Here is a 19,124-nt window from a genome sequence, read left to right as displayed (position 1 = left end):
CTAAATGATTAGGAGAGCCTTTTTCTTATTTGAATCTATGAAGGTTAGGAAGCGGATCCGATGGGATCATTGGATTAAAAAAAGAAATGGATCGTAAAAATTTCATTTGGATTTGGTTTGGAAAATACCCAAGGTTTGTCTAAAAAGTAATGGAAGATCCAACTATCCCCCACCACAGCCTCACCTATGGAACCAGTCGTTTGGCACCTGCCATAAGTTTGGTTGATCGTGCCAAAGAAATTGAATTGGCAGAAGAGTCTGTGAAACTCCATGTCCATGGAAAACTCGAAGTCATTGCCAAACAAATTCGTGCCTTAAAAGAAGAAGCAGAACTCATCTTACAACAGGCAGAAAAAGACATCGAACTTCATAAGGCAAAATGCCAGTTTGAAAAAAAGCCGGGACAATTCATTTATTTATATGGAAAAGAAGGAGGAGATTATTTTTCCCTCCTCTCGCCGAGAGAATGGGGAGGAAATCCCCCTCATCCTTTTAAAGGTGCTTATACGATGAATCCGGACCGAAGTTTTACGGAAATCAAAGAAGATACGTCAAAACCAAATTAGTTCATCAACATCCTGATCTTATTTCGTAAACAAAGAAGCCAAACTCGAAAGTTGGGATGCGATGTCCCCACCTGGTTCCTTTCCATCGGGAGAAAGTTTGTCAATCACGAGTGGTAATAAATTTCCCACTAATCCTGCTGTGGCATCGGTGTCGAGACCCACTTTGGATGCTAAATCTTTTACCGAATCATTTCCTAAAACCTTTAACACATCATCAGCTCCAATGCTAACATTGTCTCCCGTTCCAACCCAAGAAGAAGCGGCTTCTGAAAACCCTTTTTCTTTGAATTTTGCAACAATGCCAGAAACTCCACCGTTCTCTTCGATGATCTTCTGGATTCCAGAAACTACTTGTGGATTGTTTTGGACTAGCTCGACTGCCTGAGCTGCTACGGCTTTTAAACTTTCAAAAAAACTCATGACGGGTATTCTGCCCGATCCAAAAAGATATGGAAAGAAATTTTTTTCTTAAAATCCAACTTTATCCTAACTCCAAAGCCAATAATTGATTGCTTTCCAAAACTAGAAGCCAAAACATCAATCCATTGTTAGTTGTATAAATCCATGGCCAAACATCCATTCCCCCTCCAAAAAAAAATATATCTATTTGCCATAGGAATCACTCTTTTTCTGTCCAATTGTTGGACCAATCCCCTCACCCCCCCCCCACTTGAATGTTTGATGAAGTTAAACAATTTTCTTTGTCCCGATAACGACTTTCTCAAAAAATATTCTCCTGGAATTTATCTTTTATTCTTACCAGACTCACGAGCAACGATTGCCAACCTCACAAATCATTCGATTGTGGAAACTGGATTTGTTGTGGGAACAGCCCCAACTGATGTGAGTTTTGTGAATGTTGGTTTTGATGATGCCCAACCTTCAAGGATCCCCGTGATCAATGGAAGCTGGCGTGCTCCACTACCAGCAAAAGCGGTTACCAATACCTTTTGGACCTATGGAAGTTTACATACCATCTATGTACACATTCCTTTTGAAAAATCCTATACCATCCTTGTTCGAAAAGGAAACAATAAAGATACGGATGGAGATGGGTATCCTGATTTGATCGTCTCTGCAAATTCATCTGCAGGAAACACAGGTTATGGATATGTATATACTACAAATCCCAGCACAAAACTTCTGAACTCGACACCTAATACGAATTTAACTGACGGAATCACTCAAACTTATTTTGGTTCTCGCATTGCATCGGGAGACTTCAACGGAGATGGATACGCTGATGTGATGGTTGGTGCCCAAGCCTACACTACTGGCACGAATTATTTAGGTAAATCTTATCTTTTCCTTAGCCGAGGACAAGCTGGGATCGCTTCACAAAATTTAAATACTGGTGGAGTTGCGGATGCAATCCTAGATGGATTGTCGATTACGGGAAGATTTGGTTCCAATATCATTGGAGCCGATATCAACGGCGACGGATATGATGATGGAATTTTTTCCTCTCCTTGGAATGATGAAGTGTTTATTTTTTATAGCCAAGGATCAGCATCGATTCAGTCACAAACTACCAATACTGCAAACGTAACCTACAAACCAGGAGTCAATGATAATTTCGGATCGTATGCGCAGGCAGGTGATACCAACGGGGATGGTTATTTAGACCTATTAGTGAGTGCAGCCACATATTCCTCTAGTTTAGGGAGGATCTATATTTATGTTTCGAACCAAGGTTCCTTACCTGCGACCCCCAATCAAATGTTAGTTGCTCCACTGGAACCTTCACCGGGTTGTGCTGCAGGAGTCGGCTGCCAATTTGGAGCAAATTTTGTTTTGGATTATTTTAATTCAGATCGTTGTATCGATCTTGCCGTCGGTGGGCCCACCTTCAATACCTACCAAGGAATTGTATTTGTATACCATTCCACTTGTGATACCACAAATCCATATCCAAACCCACCAGTGGCGACGCTCATTGGACCTATAACGAGTAGTTGCAACGGAATGAATTGTTTCTTTGGAGGTACACTAGCATCTGGTGATGCCAATGGTGATGGAATTCCGGATTTACTGATTGGTGCCACAGGTGCCAGTTCAGGGATCGGTGACACTTATTTAGTGTTAAATGACCCAATCACGGGTTTTCCCAATATGGATTTAAGTGCTAGTGGATCTCCCAACAGTCTTTTTGCTGGTTTGAATTCTGGGGGTAATTTTTCACAAGGCCTTAGGTTCCAAGACACCAATGCAGACGGACTCCAAGACATCGTCATCTCGGAACCAACAACGACCAATCAAGTGTACACCTTTCATAGTATTCGAGGTAGTGTTCCCACAAGTCAAAATTTGAACAATGCTGGAGTCGCAAGCCAAACCATCCTTCCTCCTGCAGGGACTTCGATTGGGAATACCATTGCATTATGGAAACAAACCGTAGAAAACTATTTTACCTTAGTTCTGAATCGTACTAAAAAAATCTTGAGATTCGGATAAATCATAAAAGCCAAACATTCAAAGGTTTATACGTTGTTTTGCGAACTTAGGAATTCACACCAATAACAAAGTGATCATCATATGAAGTTACCACACGAAATGTTGATTATGAATTTCTGTTCAAAGACAGCTTAAGTTCCCAACTCACTCCATCACAGCGTGTGGGAAAACCAATCCCTGGAATTGTAACGATATAACGTTTTGTTTGTTTACTTCTGCATATTGGTAGAGAGTATCTTTAATTTGTTTCACTCGGTAATGGGTTTTGTTGCCGATGAAATCAGAATCCATCAGGATTGGATCCGTGATTTCCAAAGTGATGAGTTCAAATTCGCAGTCTTTGACCCAATTGATTTTATTTTTCACATAAAATTTATCAATGATCCGATGGAAGGTAGCAAATTCATTTGTGATATCAACATGGATGGTGAGCTCACCTGATTCCAAAGGAATGGATTCAATATAGTACCCAGGTTTGAACCGGCACTCGCTTGTCGTGCTAGGAAAGGTAAATAACCTTGCTGAATGGATTTCGAAAGCAATCCCAAACGCGAGAATCAAACAAAGTATCAAAAATTTTTTAATTACCATCAATTGGATCCAACCCTCTTCCTATCATGCAAAAAAGGGCAGATCCTTTGAAAGATATTTTTTTTTACTTTGTTTAAAAAAAATTCCGAAACCTAACAGAAAACCATGCGGGCAATTAACAAGGTTTCAGCGATTCGAATGGAGGCCGATACGATTGCCTTCGGTGTCGAGAAAAAGAGCAAAATACCCCATTTCTGGACTAATTTCTGTTTTGGGAAGAAGGATGGTTCCACCCTTGGCTACCACAAGATCGAGAGTCGGTTGCAGATCCTCGGAAGCATTCAGATACACCAAAACTCCATTCGACTTCGGCTTGTAGTCCTTTCCTTTTGTGAGAACAATGCTCGCCGTGTTTTCTTTCGAAGGAAACACACCAAGTTCCGTATCCCCCATTGTCATCCTCTCTAATTTTATTTGGAATACAGATTCGTAAAACCTGATGGCCCGACTGACATCTGTCATCGGAATTTCAACAATGGATACCCGAGGACCCATGACTTTTCCCTCCTTCTCAAAATTCATAGAACTGGAATTACCATTCGATTCCGTATTATCCTTACATTGTGTAAAGATTACAAAAAACAAACAAAATGAAACCATCACTTGAAAACCATTCATACGGTTCATTCCCAACCTCCGATAAAAATTAATTTGAATGGAAACAGTATAATGGATTTAGAAAGAATCCCATTGTAAAAAAACGACAAATCATTCTTTTTTGTAAAAAATCGTAGATAATAAAAAACTTTTATCACCGAATAAATCACTTGGATTCAAACCCGTTACTTGTTTGAAATCTTTGATAAAATGAGACTGATCGTAATAATCCGAATCGTAAGCGATTTGAGTCAGTGTTTTGTCATTTTCGTCTAACATCAGTCTTAAAGCTGTTTGCAGACGAATGATTTTCCCTAATTGTTTTGGTGAAACTCCCACCTGCTTTAAAAACTTTCGTTCTAAATCCCGAATTTTACTGGAATCTAATTTCCCTATCGAACGAATCGAAGCCGAACCTTGGCTTTTGTTCAATGTATCAAATGCCATTTGCACCACTCGTTCTTGGTTTGACTTCTCTTTGAATTGATCCAATAAAAAATTTTCTATGATATGAATCCTTTCCTTTGTATCGTTTGCTTCTCGAATTTGTTTAGACAATTCAGTAGAGATACGAGTTCCGAAAAGTTCAAACAAATCAGTTTCTTTGTCCTTCAATTTCTCCATTCCTATCGAATGGATGGCAGAAAATCCATACGGATAAAACCGTACGGCAAATGTATTCACATATCCCAACGGTTCAATCGCAAACGGTTTTGTAATTTGCCCAATGACCATCGCACTCGGCTGGATGACATAACGATCGTCACTCGTAAAACGTTTGATCCCATCCCCTAACAAAAATGCCATTTCGATACAACCATCAGGGACAATGATCTGTTTGCCATTGTTTTCAGAAGTTTCTACCTCAAGTGTCCAATAACATTTGATGATAGAACTCAAATCTCGATGTGGTGGATATGTTTGGTATTCCATCAATCACGACTCATTCAAACTGGACCAAACTAACATTTGCCCAAAATACAAAATGAAATCCTTTCCTAGTCATACAAAAGTTTTTGAAGGCAAATGAATCCTATCAATTGATCTCCTCGTCCTTAAATCTCACAAATTCCTTATCCATTTCGTATTCATAATATAAAAGCTGGTTACGCGGTGTCGTTACCTCAAAAAGATTCTTCCCTTGTTTTTCAATCGTCAGATCAAAACCAAGTAGTGTCCGAACACAATAAAGCTGGTCATATCCTGTTGTAATCAATATATGTTCCCGTGGATACGCCAACCTTTCATAAAATGGAAATCTCTGTCGAAATTTCTTCCCTTTTTTGAAATATGAATACGGATAAAGATACACCAATTTCTCAGTTGGATCCACACCATTCAATTGGAAACGATAATTTTCCATATCCTTTTCGATATCAATCTGCTTTGATTTGTCATAACAAAACTCAAATAATAAATGAAGTTGTGAAACATCACCTTTTCTCAAAAGAAACTTTTCTTTGGATTGAAATACAGTATTATTAGGATCATCTAAAACTTTCGATAATTGTGATTTCTCAATATAGAATGTTGTATGGGAATACGCCCATGGTCCATAAAAAGACGCTTCCTCCATCCGAAGATCGGTTTGTTTTTTAAGTCTTGTTTCGGAAGTAATGCCAGGCGAAACCAAAGTGAGGTAGTAACGGGAGGCGCAAGTGCTAATCAATAGTCCAAGGAAGAAAGGAAACAAACGAAGGAAAATCAATTTTACTAACAATGGTAAGTTTCTCACATCATCCCACAAGAATACACAACTCCTGCCCACTGCGTGTCGCATGCCCGAGTGGAATCATTACCATTCAATGCCTTACAGAGTTGGTGTAATTTCCAGGCTTCCGAACAGGCCCTCGACGAAGAACCAGTTTCCTTATCTTTTCCAATCTCACAATTGAAACCAAAAGAACTAACGAAAATCAAAATTGCCAAAATTGTTAAATTTCTAAATAATATTCCCATCTCCACCATTCCGAATCCATCGACTTATCGCAGTGTTTTATAAATCTGATAACCAACTTTCGACCGACCACAGGTATCGTTGCTATGCGTGTAAGCGGTGATACAATATGCATCTCCAAATCTTTCCAACACTTCCCTTTGGCTGAGACTTGTTTTCTCTTGTAGCCCTCGAAGCAAACTGATTTTATAATCGGTGCAACCCTGATTGGCATTGATCACTTCCTCAAATTGGAAGGTACAATCTCCTAAACCTAATTTCTTTTCAATCTGTTTGTTATTCTTTAAAAACCAAGTTCGAAATGGCCCGTTTAATTCCTTTGTTCGTAAGATTGGAATTTGACTCAACTGTTCTAACTCTTTGATGAGATTCTGATAGGTTTCCGTTTCATACGCATCCAATCCATCACTTGGAATTCTTGTACTATAATTCTCAAACAATGATTCAAATCGTTTGAAATTAGACTCAGCAACATCTAACAATTCTTCTGTGCCAAGTAACAACGGAGGTTTGTCTGAAAGTTGTGAAGAAAGAATATAACCAGATGTTTCATATTCAATTTGTAACCATTCTCCTTCCGACGAATTTCCCTTATCCTTCTTTCCCGTGTAGGAAACAATGAGCGGAAAATCACCCAATGCCAAAGTGCCTACCTCTTCCGAATTTGAGTTTGGTTTTTCTTTTATTACCACGTCCCTTTTCGACACATACATTCTTTGTTGCAATTTTTCTTTTGTGACTAAGGGAAAGATGAGGAAAAGGAGAATGAGTATCGCAAGGAAGTATTTCATGATTTCCAATTGGAATCGCCTTACAAGTGAATGTCGAAACATTTTTGTAGTAATAAGGTTCGATTTTTTAGGTTTCCACCGAGGGGCGCCTCGGATTGGTATGATCAAAGTGAATCCATCGTATCACGACCGCGCTTTCCGCTCCAATCTTTCCTTTGGAAAGGATTTCCGCTACAATCGCTGGCGCTATCTTTAATACGGATTCCTCTTCCCTTTCAGTTCAGGCAACTCATCTATTTGTTTTAAAACATCCTCATAACTACCCCAGCCTTTATACCCCATGTAATAATCGGATGTGCAGAGGGGCATATCTTTCTCGCCAGGATATACTTCTAATACCTTCAACTGGATGGCGAAAATATTCCCATACCAAGTGGTAGATTTTACGGGTTTAAATGACTGCATGGCATTTATGACCTTATCATCCTCTTTGAGATCAATATCGTAGCTGACAATTTTTTTGAAATTGCTTGAGATTTTTATATTCATCATATTGTTCACAGCAGTATAGGGTGCATCGAAATAGGTAAGTCGCATCTTCTTAATACGCGCATAGCGGGTATCAATGATGCCATCAAATTCGCAGTAGTTCTTGAAGTAGAATCGATAATCATCTTTTAAGTCTTTTGATTGGAGATTATTTTCTAATTCATAATTCCCATTATACGAAGCTGACACATAGATTGCAGGTTGCTTGCCTTGCCATTTGCTCACAAACCATCGTCTGCGATCACCCCATTTTTCAATATATTCTTTTTTTTCCGTTTGCTTGAGAACCGTACGTTTGAAATCTCCTTCTTTTGTATAATAATTTACAGATCTAACTTCTTCATCTTTTTCGGAGGTGACCATAACTCCTTTTATAAAGCTCTCATTATATTTCTCTATCCGTTTAGCTAAATCTGCCAAATCTCTCTTTTCATCGCCGAGGATTGGAAATGAGATTAAAAATATTAGTATTAACTTTTTCATTTATTTTTTCTCCAAAACTGTAGACCATCGATTTCCAAGTTCAAAATCGCCATAAGGGTAACGGGTAAGTTCACCTGGTTGATTGGAATCATTTACAATCCATTCACCCCTAGCATCATCGAAGCCTACAATATTAACGCGGTGTCCTTTGGAGGGCTCAATTAACTTATCGTCCTTATCATATATTTTCGGTGCTGGCGGTGCATCCAAATACATTCCCGAATTCACGATCTTTCCTTTTCTCAATTGTTCTTTGATCGCATTGTGTTTCGCATTGTTGTCACCTAATTTTGATGTAAATTCTTTCGCTTTCAGACCAAACTGATCCAAGATTCTATTGTATGCTTTTATTGTATCTGTAGTCATATTTCCAGTTTCTCCCATTTGGTATTGGAGCCTTGTCAATTCATGGATCAGCTTCCGGCCCACTTCCGAATTGTCGCGAAATTTAACACCCTCTTGGACCATTTGACCTAACAGTGTATACGATTGGCAGGTATTTCCTCCTGCTTGGATATAGACATACTTTCTTAAATCGGAATCCCAACTACCAGCTGGAAGATCTTCTTTCCGATCGGAAACTACAACCACTTTTTCTCCATAATCTTTATGTTGATTTACTCCTTCCGTTCCCAAAATGATGACTCCACTATCACTTCCTGTGCTATCCTTAATGACCAATTGTTGTTTTGGCGGGTTTCCTAGTAAGTCTTTCACTGAAAAATCAGGTTTGTTCTCAGGATACAACTTTGAATTAATGAACTCTAGATTCGCTTTCATATAGAGATCAATCAATACTTCTGGATCATGAAATTTCGCATACTTATCTGCTATTGCATCTTGTGGCCTATCCAAAACGAATACAGTACTAGATTGATACTTATTGTTAATAGAATCAATGGCGGCATTTTTATTCGTTTCCAGTTTGGCTATTTCTGCCTTTATCTTTTGAGCCCTATTGATGTCTGTTTTTAACTTACTATCCTTAATTGATTCCAATTCAGTTTCTAATGTTTTCTATTGATCGTCGCATGCCATCCGGGCATGCTTGTCTGGAATGATTGCTCCCTATGGGTCGCTTTGATTGATTGGATTTGTTTTCTAGGATTTAAAATGTAACTAGGGTTAGATTGTATGATTACGATTTACCTATTGTATAAATTCGGTTCTGCTGTCGGACTTGCCTCTTTCGCTGCAAACACTTCCTGTGTTTGCTACGCTCGCCGGCACGGTTCCCTTCGTCGTTTGCCATCCGGGTTTCCTTGTCTGGAATGATTGCTCCCTATGGGTGGAATTGTTAGTTGGGATTATTTCCAAGGATTCAATATTTAATGAGGATTAGTTTGTTGGCTATCGATTGAGCGATTGTTTAAATTCGGTTCTGCTTTGGGACTTGACCTCTCCGCTGCAAACACTTCGTGTGTTTGCTACGCTCCGAGGCACGGTTCCCTTCGTCGCATGCCATCCAGGCATGCTTGTCCGAATGGATTGCTCCCTATGGGTCGCAACCATTTCGGCTCAGGGAACTGTTCAAGTCCCTCCGGGTTCGGTGATCGGTTCAAATGTTTGGGATGAGTAAGGAATCTTTGTTTTGCGGGCGGAGGGACTTGAACCCCCACGCCTCACGGCGCCAGAACCTAAATCTGGTGCGTCTGCCAATTTCGCCACGCCCGCATTGTGCTTGTATAAGCAGGTTTTTGTACTAGGGAATTCTGTCTAGTGAGATTTTGTGATTCACTTGCCTTTGTTTTGGAATTTTATATGAATGTCAGATACCAATAGGATAAGTCCGATGAACATACTGGAATTTATGCAAAACATCTCCACCCAAGTGTATTTGAGAGGGGATGTGATCTTTAAAGAAGGTGACCCACATGATGGAAGTATGTATTGTATCATGAGTGGGATGTTTGCTGTCACCAAACGGATGCCAGACGGTTCTCAGGAAGTGATCAAGGGACTTGGTCCTGGTGAATTTTTTGGTGAACTCTCCCTCATCACAAGAAGGCCACGTGCCATGACCATCAGTGTGGTCTCGGCCAATGCCCGAGTCGGGATTTTACGTGATGACCAATTTGAAAAATTAGCAAGGATCAATACGCATTTTTTATTCCAACTCACAAAGAGCACGGTGGAAAAACTCCATCGAGCAGAAGCAAGGCTTAGCGAACTCGATAAAATGATCGAGGAAATCCAAAAGGACGAAACCAAATGAATGTAGAACATTTAAGAAAGTACATCACCGAAGTCCGCATCGATCATTTTGCCCAAGGGACAAAAGTATTTTCAGAAGGGGAAGACTGTAATGGGAAAATGTATTTTGTTTTTTCCGGGCTTTTGCAAGTGTACAAACGAAAAGCCACTGGGGAAGACCAATACGTAAGAGACATCAAACCCGGTGAATTTTTTGGAGAAATGGCACTGGTATTCCCCTCTCCAAGGGCCGCAACCATTGTGGCCGCTTCGGAAGACACAAAGGTTGGGACCATCACAAAGGATATCTTTTTAGGAATGGGAAAAGAAAGCCCTGGATTTTTATCTGTGATTTTGCATAGCATCATAAACCGCCTAACAGCCGTAGAAGATACAATCTCAGAAAAACAAAAAGAACTGCATATTCTAATCAACGGAATCCACGAAAAAAGTTCGGAAGGATCAAACACAGAATCTGTCACAGTAAGTGAGGAGAACACACAAGATTCTTTGCCACAAGAACCAGTAGATGAAACAAACAAAATAGAACCGAGTTCTAAGGATGCTACATCCGAAGTTCAAAAATAAGTTGACTCAAGGCAAAAAAAGAAGTTTGATTTTCGGGTGACATTTCGGTTCTTCAACTACCCAATTCCCGTACTACTCGTAACTCTTGGTTTTTTTGCTGTACCATTTGTTATTTTTTTTGCCATTGCCTCCCTTTATGATTTGGATTTTGACCACGTGGGGATGATCCTCTCTCGGATCCAACCCTGGCAGTATGTCTTTTCCTTTTTAAGTGCCATCATCGCCTACGGCCTCATCACCAAAAAGAAGTTTGGTTATTACCTTTTCCTCTGTTTCACGTTTCTCATCCTTACATATAATGTTTGGATGGTCTTGTCAGTCTCACTTGGGAAAAAATTCTTCCTTGCGGGCATCCGCATCAAAACAAATGACATTGTTTGGAACATGGCGATCACAACGGTGCTCCTTGCCATCGCCTTCTATTTTTTAAGAAGGGAAATTGCCGCTCCTTATTTGAGTGCCACTCGTCGCGGTTGGCGCTCCAAATACCGAGAGACTCACCCCATTCCGTTCCATTGGACCAATGCCGATGGAGAAAGAGAAGGAGATGGACTCACCATCAACATTTCCAAAAACGGAGTCTTACTCCCTCTCACCAAACATCATTTTTTAAAACCAGGAGACCCGATCAATTTACTCCTCACTTTGGAAAAAGAAAATAGGGATCCAGCCGCCATCTCAGTACAAGGCAAGGTCGTTCGCATCGACAAAGAACCCGATGGAACCGAAATTGCAGGGGTCCAATTACAATTCCTCATCCCCCAAAAAGAAGAAAAACAAATCTACGATTCGTTTTTATACCGAGTGTTTGCACCGCGTTACCCAGTTTCGAATCCCGTTTTGTTTTTTCCATCCGATGACAAAGCAAACCAAGGCACACTTCTCAATGTTTCCTTAGAAGGATTGTACATCGAATCGGAATCAGTCCTATCAGCAGGGGAATCTTGTCGTGTGAAAATCCAAACAAGATCGGGTGAAATCTCTGTCGCAGGTATCGTAAGGTGGTCAAACCCACAAGGAAAGTATGGAAAACCGAGGGGTTTTGGAATCCAAATTGATTCGATTGAGAATCAAAACTTATTTCGAGTTTGGATTTGGAAACAAAGGTTTAAAATCTTCCACGGTCGGTAAATTCGATTTAGTCCTCAATGTAGAGGGAATCCGCTAGAGTGAGATCGCCTGGACTTGTCACTTTGGTATTTCGAAAGTCTGTTTCGACAATTCCAACCTTTCGTTTCCCCATCCAAGTGCAAAGGTCTGTAGGATGTTCTGAGGTCTTTGAAGAAAGTGGATCTAACAAAAGTTCGCTTAACATAAACCCTGCCACAGACTGCGGGGTTTTTACCGCATACACTTCTTCTCGATTCAAAGGTTCTTCCGAATAGTTTCGATGGCGCCCCACGCGAATGAGACTTTCAGTCACGGGACAAACAATGGATGCGGCTCCAAAGATTTTGGTTTGTTCGACAAGTTGGAAGAGTTCGTTTTGTTTGAAACTTGGTCTTGCCACATCATGGATGAAAAAAATATCCTTTTCATCATAGGAAATGGATGCAAGTCCTTTCAAGGTGGAAAGGTGCCTTGTTTCCCCTCCTTCCACAATACGGTCGTTTGGTTCCAGTAAGTCTTGTAATTCTTTTTCTGTTTCGAGGATCCAATCAGGATGGGAAACAACTGTCAGTGACTTAAGCAGTCCAAAACGGCGGAATCGTTTCACCGAATGCCTAAGGAGGGATTCCCCCCTTAAGCGTAAGAATTGTTTTGGGAGAGATTCTCCCATTCGGCTACCCGTTCCACCAGCGAGAAGGATGGCAAAGAGTTGGTTCATTCCACCACTAAGATTTCATTGCGAAAGATTTCCATCACTGGTTCTTTTTTACGAATGAGTTTTGTCTCTCCGTTTTTTCGAAGTAAAACTTCAGCTGTCTCGGGAAAACTATTGTAGTTCTTTGTGGACATACTGGAACAATATGCCCCAATCGCTTCCATCACCACATAGTCTCCAATTTCTGCCTCACCCATTAGCCTTGTGATGGGTTCTCCCCCTTCTTTTTGGGTGAACACATCTCCTGACTCACAACAATGGCCGACAACCACATACTCTTTGTGAGACGAAGGAATCCCACCATCTTTTTTGACCGTGATGAGGGGGTGGCGTGCACCGTAGAGGGAAGGCCTTGTATTAGAATCCATTCCCGTATCCAATTTTAAAAACTGGAATCCATGTTTTCCAGTGTCCACTTTGTCATCCACAGTAGTGAGAAGAGCCCCGCACAATGCGATGAGGTAAGTTCCTGGTTCAATCTCTAAGATGAGTTTTCTTCCATGTTTTTTGGCAAATTCTTCAAATTGGATTTTAACAGGAGCACCGATTGTTTGTAAGTTGGTCGATTTTTCATCTTCCATCCGACCCACTTTGTAACCACCACCAAGGCTCACCACCGTCACCGATGGAAAACTCTCTGCATATTCGAGTGTGTATTTGGCGACAGCCTTCCACACTTCAGGGTCACTGCCCGATCCAATATGGGTGTGGACTTTTTCGACAACGAGGTTGTATTTGTTTACGATGGCTTTCACTTCTTCTAACTTCTCATGCCATATCCCAAAGGAGGATGTCACCCCACCCACATCAGTTTTTTTGGTATGGCCTGATCCAAGGCCTGGGTTAAACCGAATCGACACTGATTTTCCTGGGAAATGTTGTCCGAAGAGTTCCAATTGGCGGAGGGAACAAGCATTGAACTTCACACCCTTTCCAATGAGTTCCACAAAGGCTTTTGGGAATTCTTGTGACGTGAGCATGATGGATTCAGGAGAAAATCCAAAATGTAAAGCCCTTACCACTTCGTGTTCCGAGGATGCATCGATGAGGATACCCTTTTTTTTCATGATTTGTAAGATATTGGAATTGGGATTTGCCTTCATGGCATAACGGACTTGTAAACCAAATGCATTGGGAAATGCCAATGTATCGTCACATTTTTGTTCAATTTCTTTCTCAGAATAGACAAAGAGAGGGGTTCCGAATTCTTTTGCCAAAGTTCGCACTTGGTCTTCTTTCAAAAACTTTAGTTTTTCGATTGATGTCATAGGATTTAAGATAAACCTTTCAATAGGTTCCAATCCATAAAGTCAAAAAAGTAGAAAATGGCAGGAAAGATCACACATATTGAAGCACTCTCCCAAGTGAAAAAACATTTGGAACATGGCAATGCCACCCAACGGAAAATTGCCAATTTACTCTCAAGACCAGACGTGGCTTCCTATGCCAACTTAGGTGCTGTGGCCCCTGATATCTTTTATTTCTATCATGTCTTACAACCCAAACGGACCAAAAAAGCCGCTTTCTTTGGAGACCTTGCCCACCACCATAAGGTAGCTGAACTCATCTTAAGTTTTCTTGACCAAGTCTATGACACAGAAATGGGACTCTACCGTGACCGCTTCCTTGCCTTTACTTTAGGTTATATCTGCCACTGTGTGGTCGATATCCAAACTCATCCTTATATCTTTTATATCTCTGGGGACTACTATAACGACGATAAAAAGATCTCCTACCAAGCCCAAGTGAACCATATGAAAGTGGAGTTTGGACTGGATACCCTTCTCATCAACCACCGCTGGGGCATGAGTGCCCGTGAATACGATTTCCCACAATACATTGACATCCGTCACAGAACAGTAGGCATCAAAAACAAAATGGACCCTGTGCTTTGGAACTTTTGGTTGCAGTCCTTAAAAGAAACCTTTCCTACTGAATTCCTATCCTCTTATATTGGTTCCGAAAAAAAGATCATACCAGGGGATATCTTAAACGAATCGTATCTTGGGTTTTACCGGTTCACGTCTACCTTGGATTCCCGCAGTGCTCTCATCCGAGGGCTTGTGAATGTGGTGGATACGCTTACCTTTCACAGGTACAATGCCAGCGTTCTCATGTTACCAACCATCGAAGCCATCAATCCCAAGATCATGAATGATGAAAAAAGAGAATGGTTTTATCCCGCTGACCCCAATCGAAAATTCAATGATTCCTTTATCGAACTTCTGAACCAAGCAAGCCAGGCGTGTAAGGAAATTTTAACGAGAGCCTATGAATATAGTTTTTCACCAGAGAGTAGATCGAAAATTCTGGACTCTCTTGGTGGTTATAATTTGGATACGGGCCTTCGATATCATGGCATTGACCACATGAAGGAATTTTCTCCACTCGTTTAGTAGGAATTTGAAAAAGGAAATTGTATGAAACAAGAACCCGTTGGGCTCTTTGAAAAGTATTTTATCATTTGGTTTCGGATCGTTACAGAAAGGATTTGGACTGGAGACAAAAAAGTTCGGAACACTTTCCTTGTCATTTTAGGATTTGGTATCCTAAATGGTTTTTTACTCACAGGCTCTGTGAAAGATTTTTTTCGATTGGGGGAAGCGGCGGTTTACGACATCCCTTCCACCTTATACGGATTAAACGACAAAGGGGAATACGAACCCATCGCTGAATATTATAAATTCTCTCGCATCCCAGTTAAGTTAGAACAACTCAAATCCGAAGAAACCAATTATTCCACTGACAACCGTCACAAACTCATCCAATGTTTTTTATCAACAGAGGATAATTCTTTTTATTCCCATAATGGAATTGATCTCAAAGGAATCGCTCGTGCCTTTGTGGTGAACCTCATGGCAGGTCGTGTCAAAGAAGGTGCCTCCACCATCACACAACAAGTCGCAAGGCTTAAGTTTTTATCCATCGAACGTTCCATTGCAAGGAAAGCTCGTGAAGCATGGCTTGCCATATTACTCGAACTCGTTTACCCAAAAGACAAAATCTTAGAAGTGTATTTGAACGAAATCCCTCTTGGGCATGGAACCATTGGTGTGGGTGCTGCGTCTCGGTTTTACTTTCGAAAGGAAGTACAAGATGTCACCTGGGGGGAAGCGGCGATTTTAGCAAGCCTCACCACAAGGCCCACTCAGTTTAGTCCCATTGTGAATCCCGTTTCCAGTATGAACAAAGTACGAGTCGTCTTTCGTAAGTTAGTTGAAAATGGAAGGATGACAGTGGCAGATGCCGAAAAAGAATTTGGAATTTTAGAGGAATACTATACAAACTTAAATCGTTCCCCAAATGATTCTGCCTTTTCTGACAGGTTAAACAAATTTCCCTATGTCACAGAATACATCCGAAAAAACCTAATCCGTTCCATCGGTTCCAGTCGTTTGTACAATGGTGGACTCAAAATTTATTCCACCATCCAAATCCGCCACCAAGAAGAAGCAGAAAAAGCACTCCTCCCCGCCTTACAAAGGCAAACGATTGAGTCAAACCAACGGGCATTTCGGAACATTGATGCCTTTGATGATTTGTATGGCAGTGGGTATTCCCTCATTGCCGATTTAAACGATTTACCAGAATTTAAATTTAAAATATCAAAAATCGAACGAACCTTTTCTTCCGCCTACCAAGAAGACATACGTGATGAGTTTTCTGCCTTAAACTTACTGACGGGAGACGATTATCTTGGTGACACACTCGATAAAAACTTCACCTCCCAAAGTACAAAAGACCACCTTCTCCCCGTAGAAGGATCGCTCATCGCCATTCGCCCTGAAACAGGTTACATCACAGCCCTCGTGGGTGGATCGGGCTTTCGTTCTGATAACCAACAGATCCGACCCTTCCAAGCCTTTCGCCAACCAGGTTCTGCATTCAAACCCATTTTGTACGCGGCGGCCATGGACCATTCTGGGAAAAACCCAGACCCTGAAAAAAACGTAACACCTGCAACACTTTTTGCCGACTCACCCCTCCAGTATTTGATGGAAGATGGAGACGAATGGGCACCAGAAAACTATAGTAGCGAATACTCAGGATTCATTTTGTTACGTAAGGCCTTGGAACAATCCAAAAACTCTGTGGCTGTGCGAGTCCTCGAACAAGTGGGGCTTTCCAATTTGATGGAGAGCCTACGTGGGTTATTACAATTACAAGGTCGCGACATCCCTTACAACTTCAGTGTTTCCTTGGGTTCCTTTGAACTCACACCTTACGAACTCACTCGCGCCTATGCGGCCCTTGCTTCGGGCGGAAAAACCGTAAATCCCATCTCGGTTTTGTATGTGGAAGACAACGCGGGTAAGGTCATCAAAGACTTTCGAAAGGACTACGAAGATGTGGAACGTAAACAAATCATCTCCAAGGAAGCGGCCTTTCTCATCACTTCCATGATGAAGGATGTGGTGGAAGAAGGAACAGGACGAGGTGTTCTCTCCTATGGACTGAACCGTAAGGCCTATGGAAAAACGGGCACCACCAATAATTTTCGAGATGCATGGTTTGTAGGTTACACCCCTGAACTTGTCACCTCAGTATGGTTTGGTTATGATGTGGGAACCATCTCTCTTGGCCGAGGCATGACAGGAGGGAAACTTTCTGCCCCTGTTTGGGGTCGGTTTATGGCACGAGCCCTCGAAAAAGAGCCACCAAAAGAATTCCCTTGGTTATCTGAGGTAAAAATCTCCAAACGAACGGTCTGCCGTATGTCGGGCAAACTCCCCAGTGGGCAATGCCATGATCTTTTAGAAGAATACTTCATCCCACAAACGGTCCCAAAAGACGTTTGTAACGACCATGGTTCGGCTTGGAATGTAGTGGAAACAAAAACACAAAACCCAGTCACACAAAAACCAGCAGAACCTAAAAAACAAGACACAAAAGTAGAGAAAAAACCCTCCGAGTCCAAACCGCCAAAACGAAAAAAATCGGTCTTTAGCGGAGATGAGGAAATTGACTACTAAAAAGGCTTGTCAGATAGACCGAAAATTTTGATTCTCACAGAAGGGGAAAAGGAGCAGGAATGGCAATAGGTAAGGATTCCATCAACAGCGTTATCGGACCAGGGTCGATATTTGAAGGTAAATTTTATATCGCAGGTTCACTTAGAATCGATGGAAAATTCGAAGGTGATATCAAAACAGAAGATGCACTCGTCATTGGAGAGACAGGAAAGGTCAAAACCAATATCAGCGCGAGAGAAGTCATTGTCTCCGGAACCCTCATTGGCAACATCAAAGCCGAAAACGAAGTGAAACTGGAAGGAACAGGCCGTATGTTAGGTGACATCACTGCTCCCTATTTAGAACTTCAAAAAGGTGTTGTTGCGAAAGGAAATATCACAATCACAGGCGGACAGAAAAAAGACGTTCGTAAGATTGTAGAAGAATCCTTTGGCGGAATCAAATCTTTAGATTCGAAGGACTAACGTAATTTCCATTTAACACATGCTACTTCGTTCACCTGAAAAGTCTACGATCGGCAAGCATGTGTTACGTTGGGGAAACATCAATGTCATCCAAGTTTCCCCCGGTAAGTATTTTTATAACCTCCAATCACAATCCAGTGTCCTTCATGGAACGATCGATCTCAATCGCAAACGGTATCGTATCCTTCCACTACTCAGCTTTTCATTTATCTTTGCTTTTTTACTTTCTGTCATCGTAGACAAACAAACTTACGAAGAAAGTCTGATGGAAAAAGAATTTCTTAGTATGTCCACTGAGGTCGAAGAAAACGACACCAAAGACAAAGAAGCAAAACTTGCTGATGCCAAATACCTACAAGAAACCGAAGATAAAAAAAATGCAATCCTACGCTCTGCGGAACTCGACAAACTTGCAGACAATAAAAACAAAAAACTAAAAGTCACTCAATACAAAGTGAAAAAAAATGAAACCTTATCGGACATTGCGCGTCGGTTTAAGGTTTCCGTTGAATCCATTGCTGGAAGTTCTGGTATCAATCCAGAAGTATCTCTCATCTCTGGCCAAATCCTAAATATCCCCAACAAACAAGGATTAATGTATAAGTTGAAAAAAGGGGAAACTCTAGCAAAAGTAGCCGATTATTATAAAGTCAAAATTGATGATATCTATGCGGAAAACCAATTAGAGGATTATGATTTATTTAAGTCTGGTCAAAAGGTTTTCCTACCGGGAGCCATCATCCCAGAAACAGGTCCTGTTTGGCGGATCCCTGTGGCATCCAAAGTCATCACTTCTGGTTGGGGCACCCGTTCCTACCCACAATACAAATTCCATATGGCCCTTGACCTACGTGCCAATTACGAATCTGTTTATGCCGCAAGGAAAGGAAAAGTCACCTACTCTGGTTGGATGGGTGGCTATGGAAATGCCATCATTTTATCTCACGATGACAATTACCAAACGCTTTATGCTCACAACTCAAAACTTTACGTGAAAGAAGGAGATTATGTGAGTGCCGGAAAAATCATCTCTCGTTCTGGTTGCACAGGGTATTGTTTTGGTCCCCATTTACACTTCGAAGTCATCAAAGATGGTAAGAACATCAATCCCACAAAACTCATCAAAGGATTTTCATACAAATGAAACAGAAAC

At 41.1% G+C, this 19,124-nt stretch carries 20 protein-coding genes and 1 tRNA gene; 9 read left to right on the top strand and 12 right to left on the bottom strand.

Features of this window, described 5'->3' with window-relative positions; translation table 11 throughout:
* Nucleotides 1–149: 149 nt before the first annotated feature.
* The gene (locus LEPBI_RS07115; protein WP_012388435.1) at nt 150–566 is read left to right on the top strand and encodes a DUF2452 domain-containing protein; all 417 of its coding nucleotides are present in this window, start codon (nt 150–152) and stop codon (nt 564–566) included.
* 18 nt (nt 567–584) lie between these two features.
* On the opposite strand, the gene LEPBI_RS07110 is transcribed toward LEPBI_RS07115, so the two are convergent.
* Complete coding sequence (locus tag LEPBI_RS07110; protein ID WP_012388434.1) at nt 585–986, bottom strand: YidB family protein; 402 nt, start codon at nt 984–986, stop codon at nt 585–587.
* 144 nt (nt 987–1,130) lie between these two features.
* Between LEPBI_RS07110 and LEPBI_RS07105 the strand changes: the two genes are divergently transcribed.
* Nucleotides 1,131–3,020, top strand: a complete 1,890-nt coding sequence (locus LEPBI_RS07105; RefSeq protein WP_012476242.1) for an FG-GAP-like repeat-containing protein — start codon at nt 1,131–1,133, stop codon at nt 3,018–3,020.
* A 144-nt stretch (nt 3,021–3,164) separates the two neighbouring features.
* On the opposite strand, the gene LEPBI_RS07100 is transcribed toward LEPBI_RS07105, so the two are convergent.
* From LEPBI_RS07100 to LEPBI_RS07060, 9 genes are all read right to left on the bottom strand, one after another.
* Entirely contained in the window at nt 3,165–3,611 is a 447-nt protein-coding gene (locus LEPBI_RS07100; RefSeq protein WP_226992931.1) for a hypothetical protein, read from the bottom strand.
* Between the two features lie 126 nt (nt 3,612–3,737).
* Nucleotides 3,738–4,229, bottom strand: a complete 492-nt coding sequence (locus LEPBI_RS07095) for a VOC family protein (RefSeq protein ID WP_012476241.1) — start codon at nt 4,227–4,229, stop codon at nt 3,738–3,740.
* Nucleotides 4,230–4,319: 90 nt separating this feature from the next.
* Complete coding sequence (locus tag LEPBI_RS07090; RefSeq protein ID WP_041769772.1) at nt 4,320–5,141, bottom strand: AraC family transcriptional regulator; 822 nt, start codon at nt 5,139–5,141, stop codon at nt 4,320–4,322.
* 103 nt (nt 5,142–5,244) lie between these two features.
* On the bottom strand, nt 5,245–5,943 hold the full coding sequence (locus LEPBI_RS07085; RefSeq protein ID WP_226992903.1) for a hypothetical protein: 699 nt from the start codon (nt 5,941–5,943) through the stop codon (nt 5,245–5,247).
* Nucleotides 5,940–6,167: a hypothetical protein gene (locus tag LEPBI_RS19035; RefSeq protein ID WP_135575725.1), complete on the bottom strand. Its 228-nt coding sequence runs from the start codon at nt 6,165–6,167 to the stop codon at nt 5,940–5,942. Before LEPBI_RS19035 ends, LEPBI_RS07085 begins: the two co-directional genes overlap by 4 nt.
* 24 nt (nt 6,168–6,191) lie before the next feature.
* Complete coding sequence (locus tag LEPBI_RS07075) at nt 6,192–6,956, bottom strand: SH3 domain-containing protein (protein ID WP_226992902.1); 765 nt, start codon at nt 6,954–6,956, stop codon at nt 6,192–6,194.
* Between the two features lie 192 nt (nt 6,957–7,148).
* Nucleotides 7,149–7,928: a hypothetical protein gene (locus LEPBI_RS07070; protein WP_012388427.1), complete on the bottom strand. Its 780-nt coding sequence runs from the start codon at nt 7,926–7,928 to the stop codon at nt 7,149–7,151.
* Nucleotides 7,929–8,927: a hypothetical protein gene (locus LEPBI_RS07065; RefSeq protein ID WP_012388426.1), complete on the bottom strand. Its 999-nt coding sequence runs from the start codon at nt 8,925–8,927 to the stop codon at nt 7,929–7,931. It abuts the gene before it with no gap.
* Nucleotides 8,928–9,520: 593 nt separating this feature from the next.
* A tRNA-Leu gene (locus LEPBI_RS07060) sits at nt 9,521–9,602 on the bottom strand.
* A gap of 118 nt (nt 9,603–9,720) precedes the next feature.
* Here LEPBI_RS07060 and LEPBI_RS07055 point away from each other — a divergent pair.
* From LEPBI_RS07055 to LEPBI_RS07045, 3 genes are read left to right on the top strand one after another with little or no spacing between them, the layout of a single operon-like run.
* Entirely contained in the window at nt 9,721–10,143 is a 423-nt protein-coding gene (locus tag LEPBI_RS07055) for a cyclic nucleotide-binding domain-containing protein (RefSeq protein ID WP_012388425.1), read from the top strand.
* The gene (locus LEPBI_RS07050) at nt 10,140–10,709 is read left to right on the top strand and encodes a Crp/Fnr family transcriptional regulator (RefSeq protein WP_012388424.1); all 570 of its coding nucleotides are present in this window, start codon (nt 10,140–10,142) and stop codon (nt 10,707–10,709) included. Before LEPBI_RS07055 ends, LEPBI_RS07050 begins: the two co-directional genes overlap by 4 nt.
* A gap of 36 nt (nt 10,710–10,745) precedes the next feature.
* Nucleotides 10,746–11,840 carry a PilZ domain-containing protein gene (locus LEPBI_RS07045; RefSeq protein ID WP_012388423.1) on the top strand — a complete coding sequence of 365 codons (1,095 nt, stop codon included), beginning with the start codon at nt 10,746–10,748 and terminating at the stop codon, nt 11,838–11,840.
* A 7-nt stretch (nt 11,841–11,847) separates the two neighbouring features.
* Here LEPBI_RS07045 and LEPBI_RS07040 read toward each other — a convergent pair whose 3' ends face one another.
* Nucleotides 11,848–12,537: an IspD/TarI family cytidylyltransferase gene (locus LEPBI_RS07040; RefSeq protein WP_012388422.1), complete on the bottom strand. Its 690-nt coding sequence runs from the start codon at nt 12,535–12,537 to the stop codon at nt 11,848–11,850.
* Complete coding sequence (locus LEPBI_RS07035) at nt 12,534–13,802, bottom strand: diaminopimelate decarboxylase (protein WP_012388421.1); 1,269 nt, start codon at nt 13,800–13,802, stop codon at nt 12,534–12,536. Before LEPBI_RS07035 ends, LEPBI_RS07040 begins: the two co-directional genes overlap by 4 nt.
* Nucleotides 13,803–13,859: 57 nt before the next feature.
* Between LEPBI_RS07035 and LEPBI_RS07030 the strand changes: the two genes are divergently transcribed.
* The 4 genes from LEPBI_RS07030 to LEPBI_RS07015 are packed head-to-tail and all read left to right on the top strand — an operon-like array spanning nt 13,860 to nt 19,115.
* On the top strand, nt 13,860–14,930 hold the full coding sequence (locus tag LEPBI_RS07030; RefSeq protein WP_012388420.1) for a zinc dependent phospholipase C family protein: 1,071 nt from the start codon (nt 13,860–13,862) through the stop codon (nt 14,928–14,930).
* A gap of 24 nt (nt 14,931–14,954) precedes the next feature.
* Nucleotides 14,955–17,507, top strand: a complete 2,553-nt coding sequence (locus tag LEPBI_RS07025; protein ID WP_012388419.1) for a penicillin-binding protein 1A — start codon at nt 14,955–14,957, stop codon at nt 17,505–17,507.
* Between the two features lie 59 nt (nt 17,508–17,566).
* The gene (locus tag LEPBI_RS07020; RefSeq protein ID WP_012388418.1) at nt 17,567–17,971 is read left to right on the top strand and encodes a bactofilin family protein; all 405 of its coding nucleotides are present in this window, start codon (nt 17,567–17,569) and stop codon (nt 17,969–17,971) included.
* Nucleotides 17,972–17,990: 19 nt separating this feature from the next.
* Nucleotides 17,991–19,115: a peptidoglycan DD-metalloendopeptidase family protein gene (locus LEPBI_RS07015; protein ID WP_012388417.1), complete on the top strand. Its 1,125-nt coding sequence runs from the start codon at nt 17,991–17,993 to the stop codon at nt 19,113–19,115.
* The last annotated feature ends 9 nt before the right edge of the window (nt 19,116–19,124 follow it).

This window comes from Leptospira biflexa serovar Patoc strain 'Patoc 1 (Paris)' (genome assembly GCF_000017685.1).
Taxonomy (GTDB): Bacteria; Spirochaetota; Leptospiria; order Leptospirales; family Leptospiraceae; genus Leptospira_A; species Leptospira_A biflexa.
Note: the sequence above shows the minus strand (reverse complement) of the source record. Positions and strands in the feature narration are given on the sequence as shown.

Excerpts from the sequence above, each read along its gene's own strand:
- LEPBI_RS07115 (WP_012388435.1), top strand. The coding sequence starts at position 150 with ATGGAAGATCCAACTATCCCCCACCACAGCCTCACCTATGGAACCAGT.
- LEPBI_RS07110 (WP_012388434.1), bottom strand. The coding sequence starts at position 986 with ATGAGTTTTTTTGAAAGTTTAAAAGCCGTAGCAGCTCAGGCAGTCGAG.
- LEPBI_RS07105 (WP_012476242.1), top strand. The coding sequence starts at position 1,131 with ATGGCCAAACATCCATTCCCCCTCCAAAAAAAAATATATCTATTTGCC.
- LEPBI_RS07100 (WP_226992931.1), bottom strand. The coding sequence starts at position 3,611 with ATGGTAATTAAAAAATTTTTGATACTTTGTTTGATTCTCGCGTTTGGG.
- LEPBI_RS07095 (WP_012476241.1), bottom strand. The coding sequence starts at position 4,229 with ATGAATGGTTTTCAAGTGATGGTTTCATTTTGTTTGTTTTTTGTAATC.
- LEPBI_RS07090 (WP_041769772.1), bottom strand. The coding sequence starts at position 5,141 with ATGGAATACCAAACATATCCACCACATCGAGATTTGAGTTCTATCATC.
- LEPBI_RS19035 (WP_135575725.1), bottom strand. The coding sequence starts at position 6,167 with ATGGGAATATTATTTAGAAATTTAACAATTTTGGCAATTTTGATTTTC.
- LEPBI_RS07075 (WP_226992902.1), bottom strand. The coding sequence starts at position 6,956 with ATGAAATACTTCCTTGCGATACTCATTCTCCTTTTCCTCATCTTTCCC.
- LEPBI_RS07070 (WP_012388427.1), bottom strand. The coding sequence starts at position 7,928 with ATGAAAAAGTTAATACTAATATTTTTAATCTCATTTCCAATCCTCGGC.
- LEPBI_RS07055 (WP_012388425.1), top strand. The coding sequence starts at position 9,721 with ATGAACATACTGGAATTTATGCAAAACATCTCCACCCAAGTGTATTTG.
- LEPBI_RS07050 (WP_012388424.1), top strand. The coding sequence starts at position 10,140 with ATGAATGTAGAACATTTAAGAAAGTACATCACCGAAGTCCGCATCGAT.
- LEPBI_RS07040 (WP_012388422.1), bottom strand. The coding sequence starts at position 12,537 with ATGAACCAACTCTTTGCCATCCTTCTCGCTGGTGGAACGGGTAGCCGA.
- LEPBI_RS07035 (WP_012388421.1), bottom strand. The coding sequence starts at position 13,802 with ATGACATCAATCGAAAAACTAAAGTTTTTGAAAGAAGACCAAGTGCGA.
- LEPBI_RS07030 (WP_012388420.1), top strand. The coding sequence starts at position 13,860 with ATGGCAGGAAAGATCACACATATTGAAGCACTCTCCCAAGTGAAAAAA.
- LEPBI_RS07025 (WP_012388419.1), top strand. The coding sequence starts at position 14,955 with ATGAAACAAGAACCCGTTGGGCTCTTTGAAAAGTATTTTATCATTTGG.
- LEPBI_RS07020 (WP_012388418.1), top strand. The coding sequence starts at position 17,567 with ATGGCAATAGGTAAGGATTCCATCAACAGCGTTATCGGACCAGGGTCG.
- LEPBI_RS07015 (WP_012388417.1), top strand. The coding sequence starts at position 17,991 with ATGCTACTTCGTTCACCTGAAAAGTCTACGATCGGCAAGCATGTGTTA.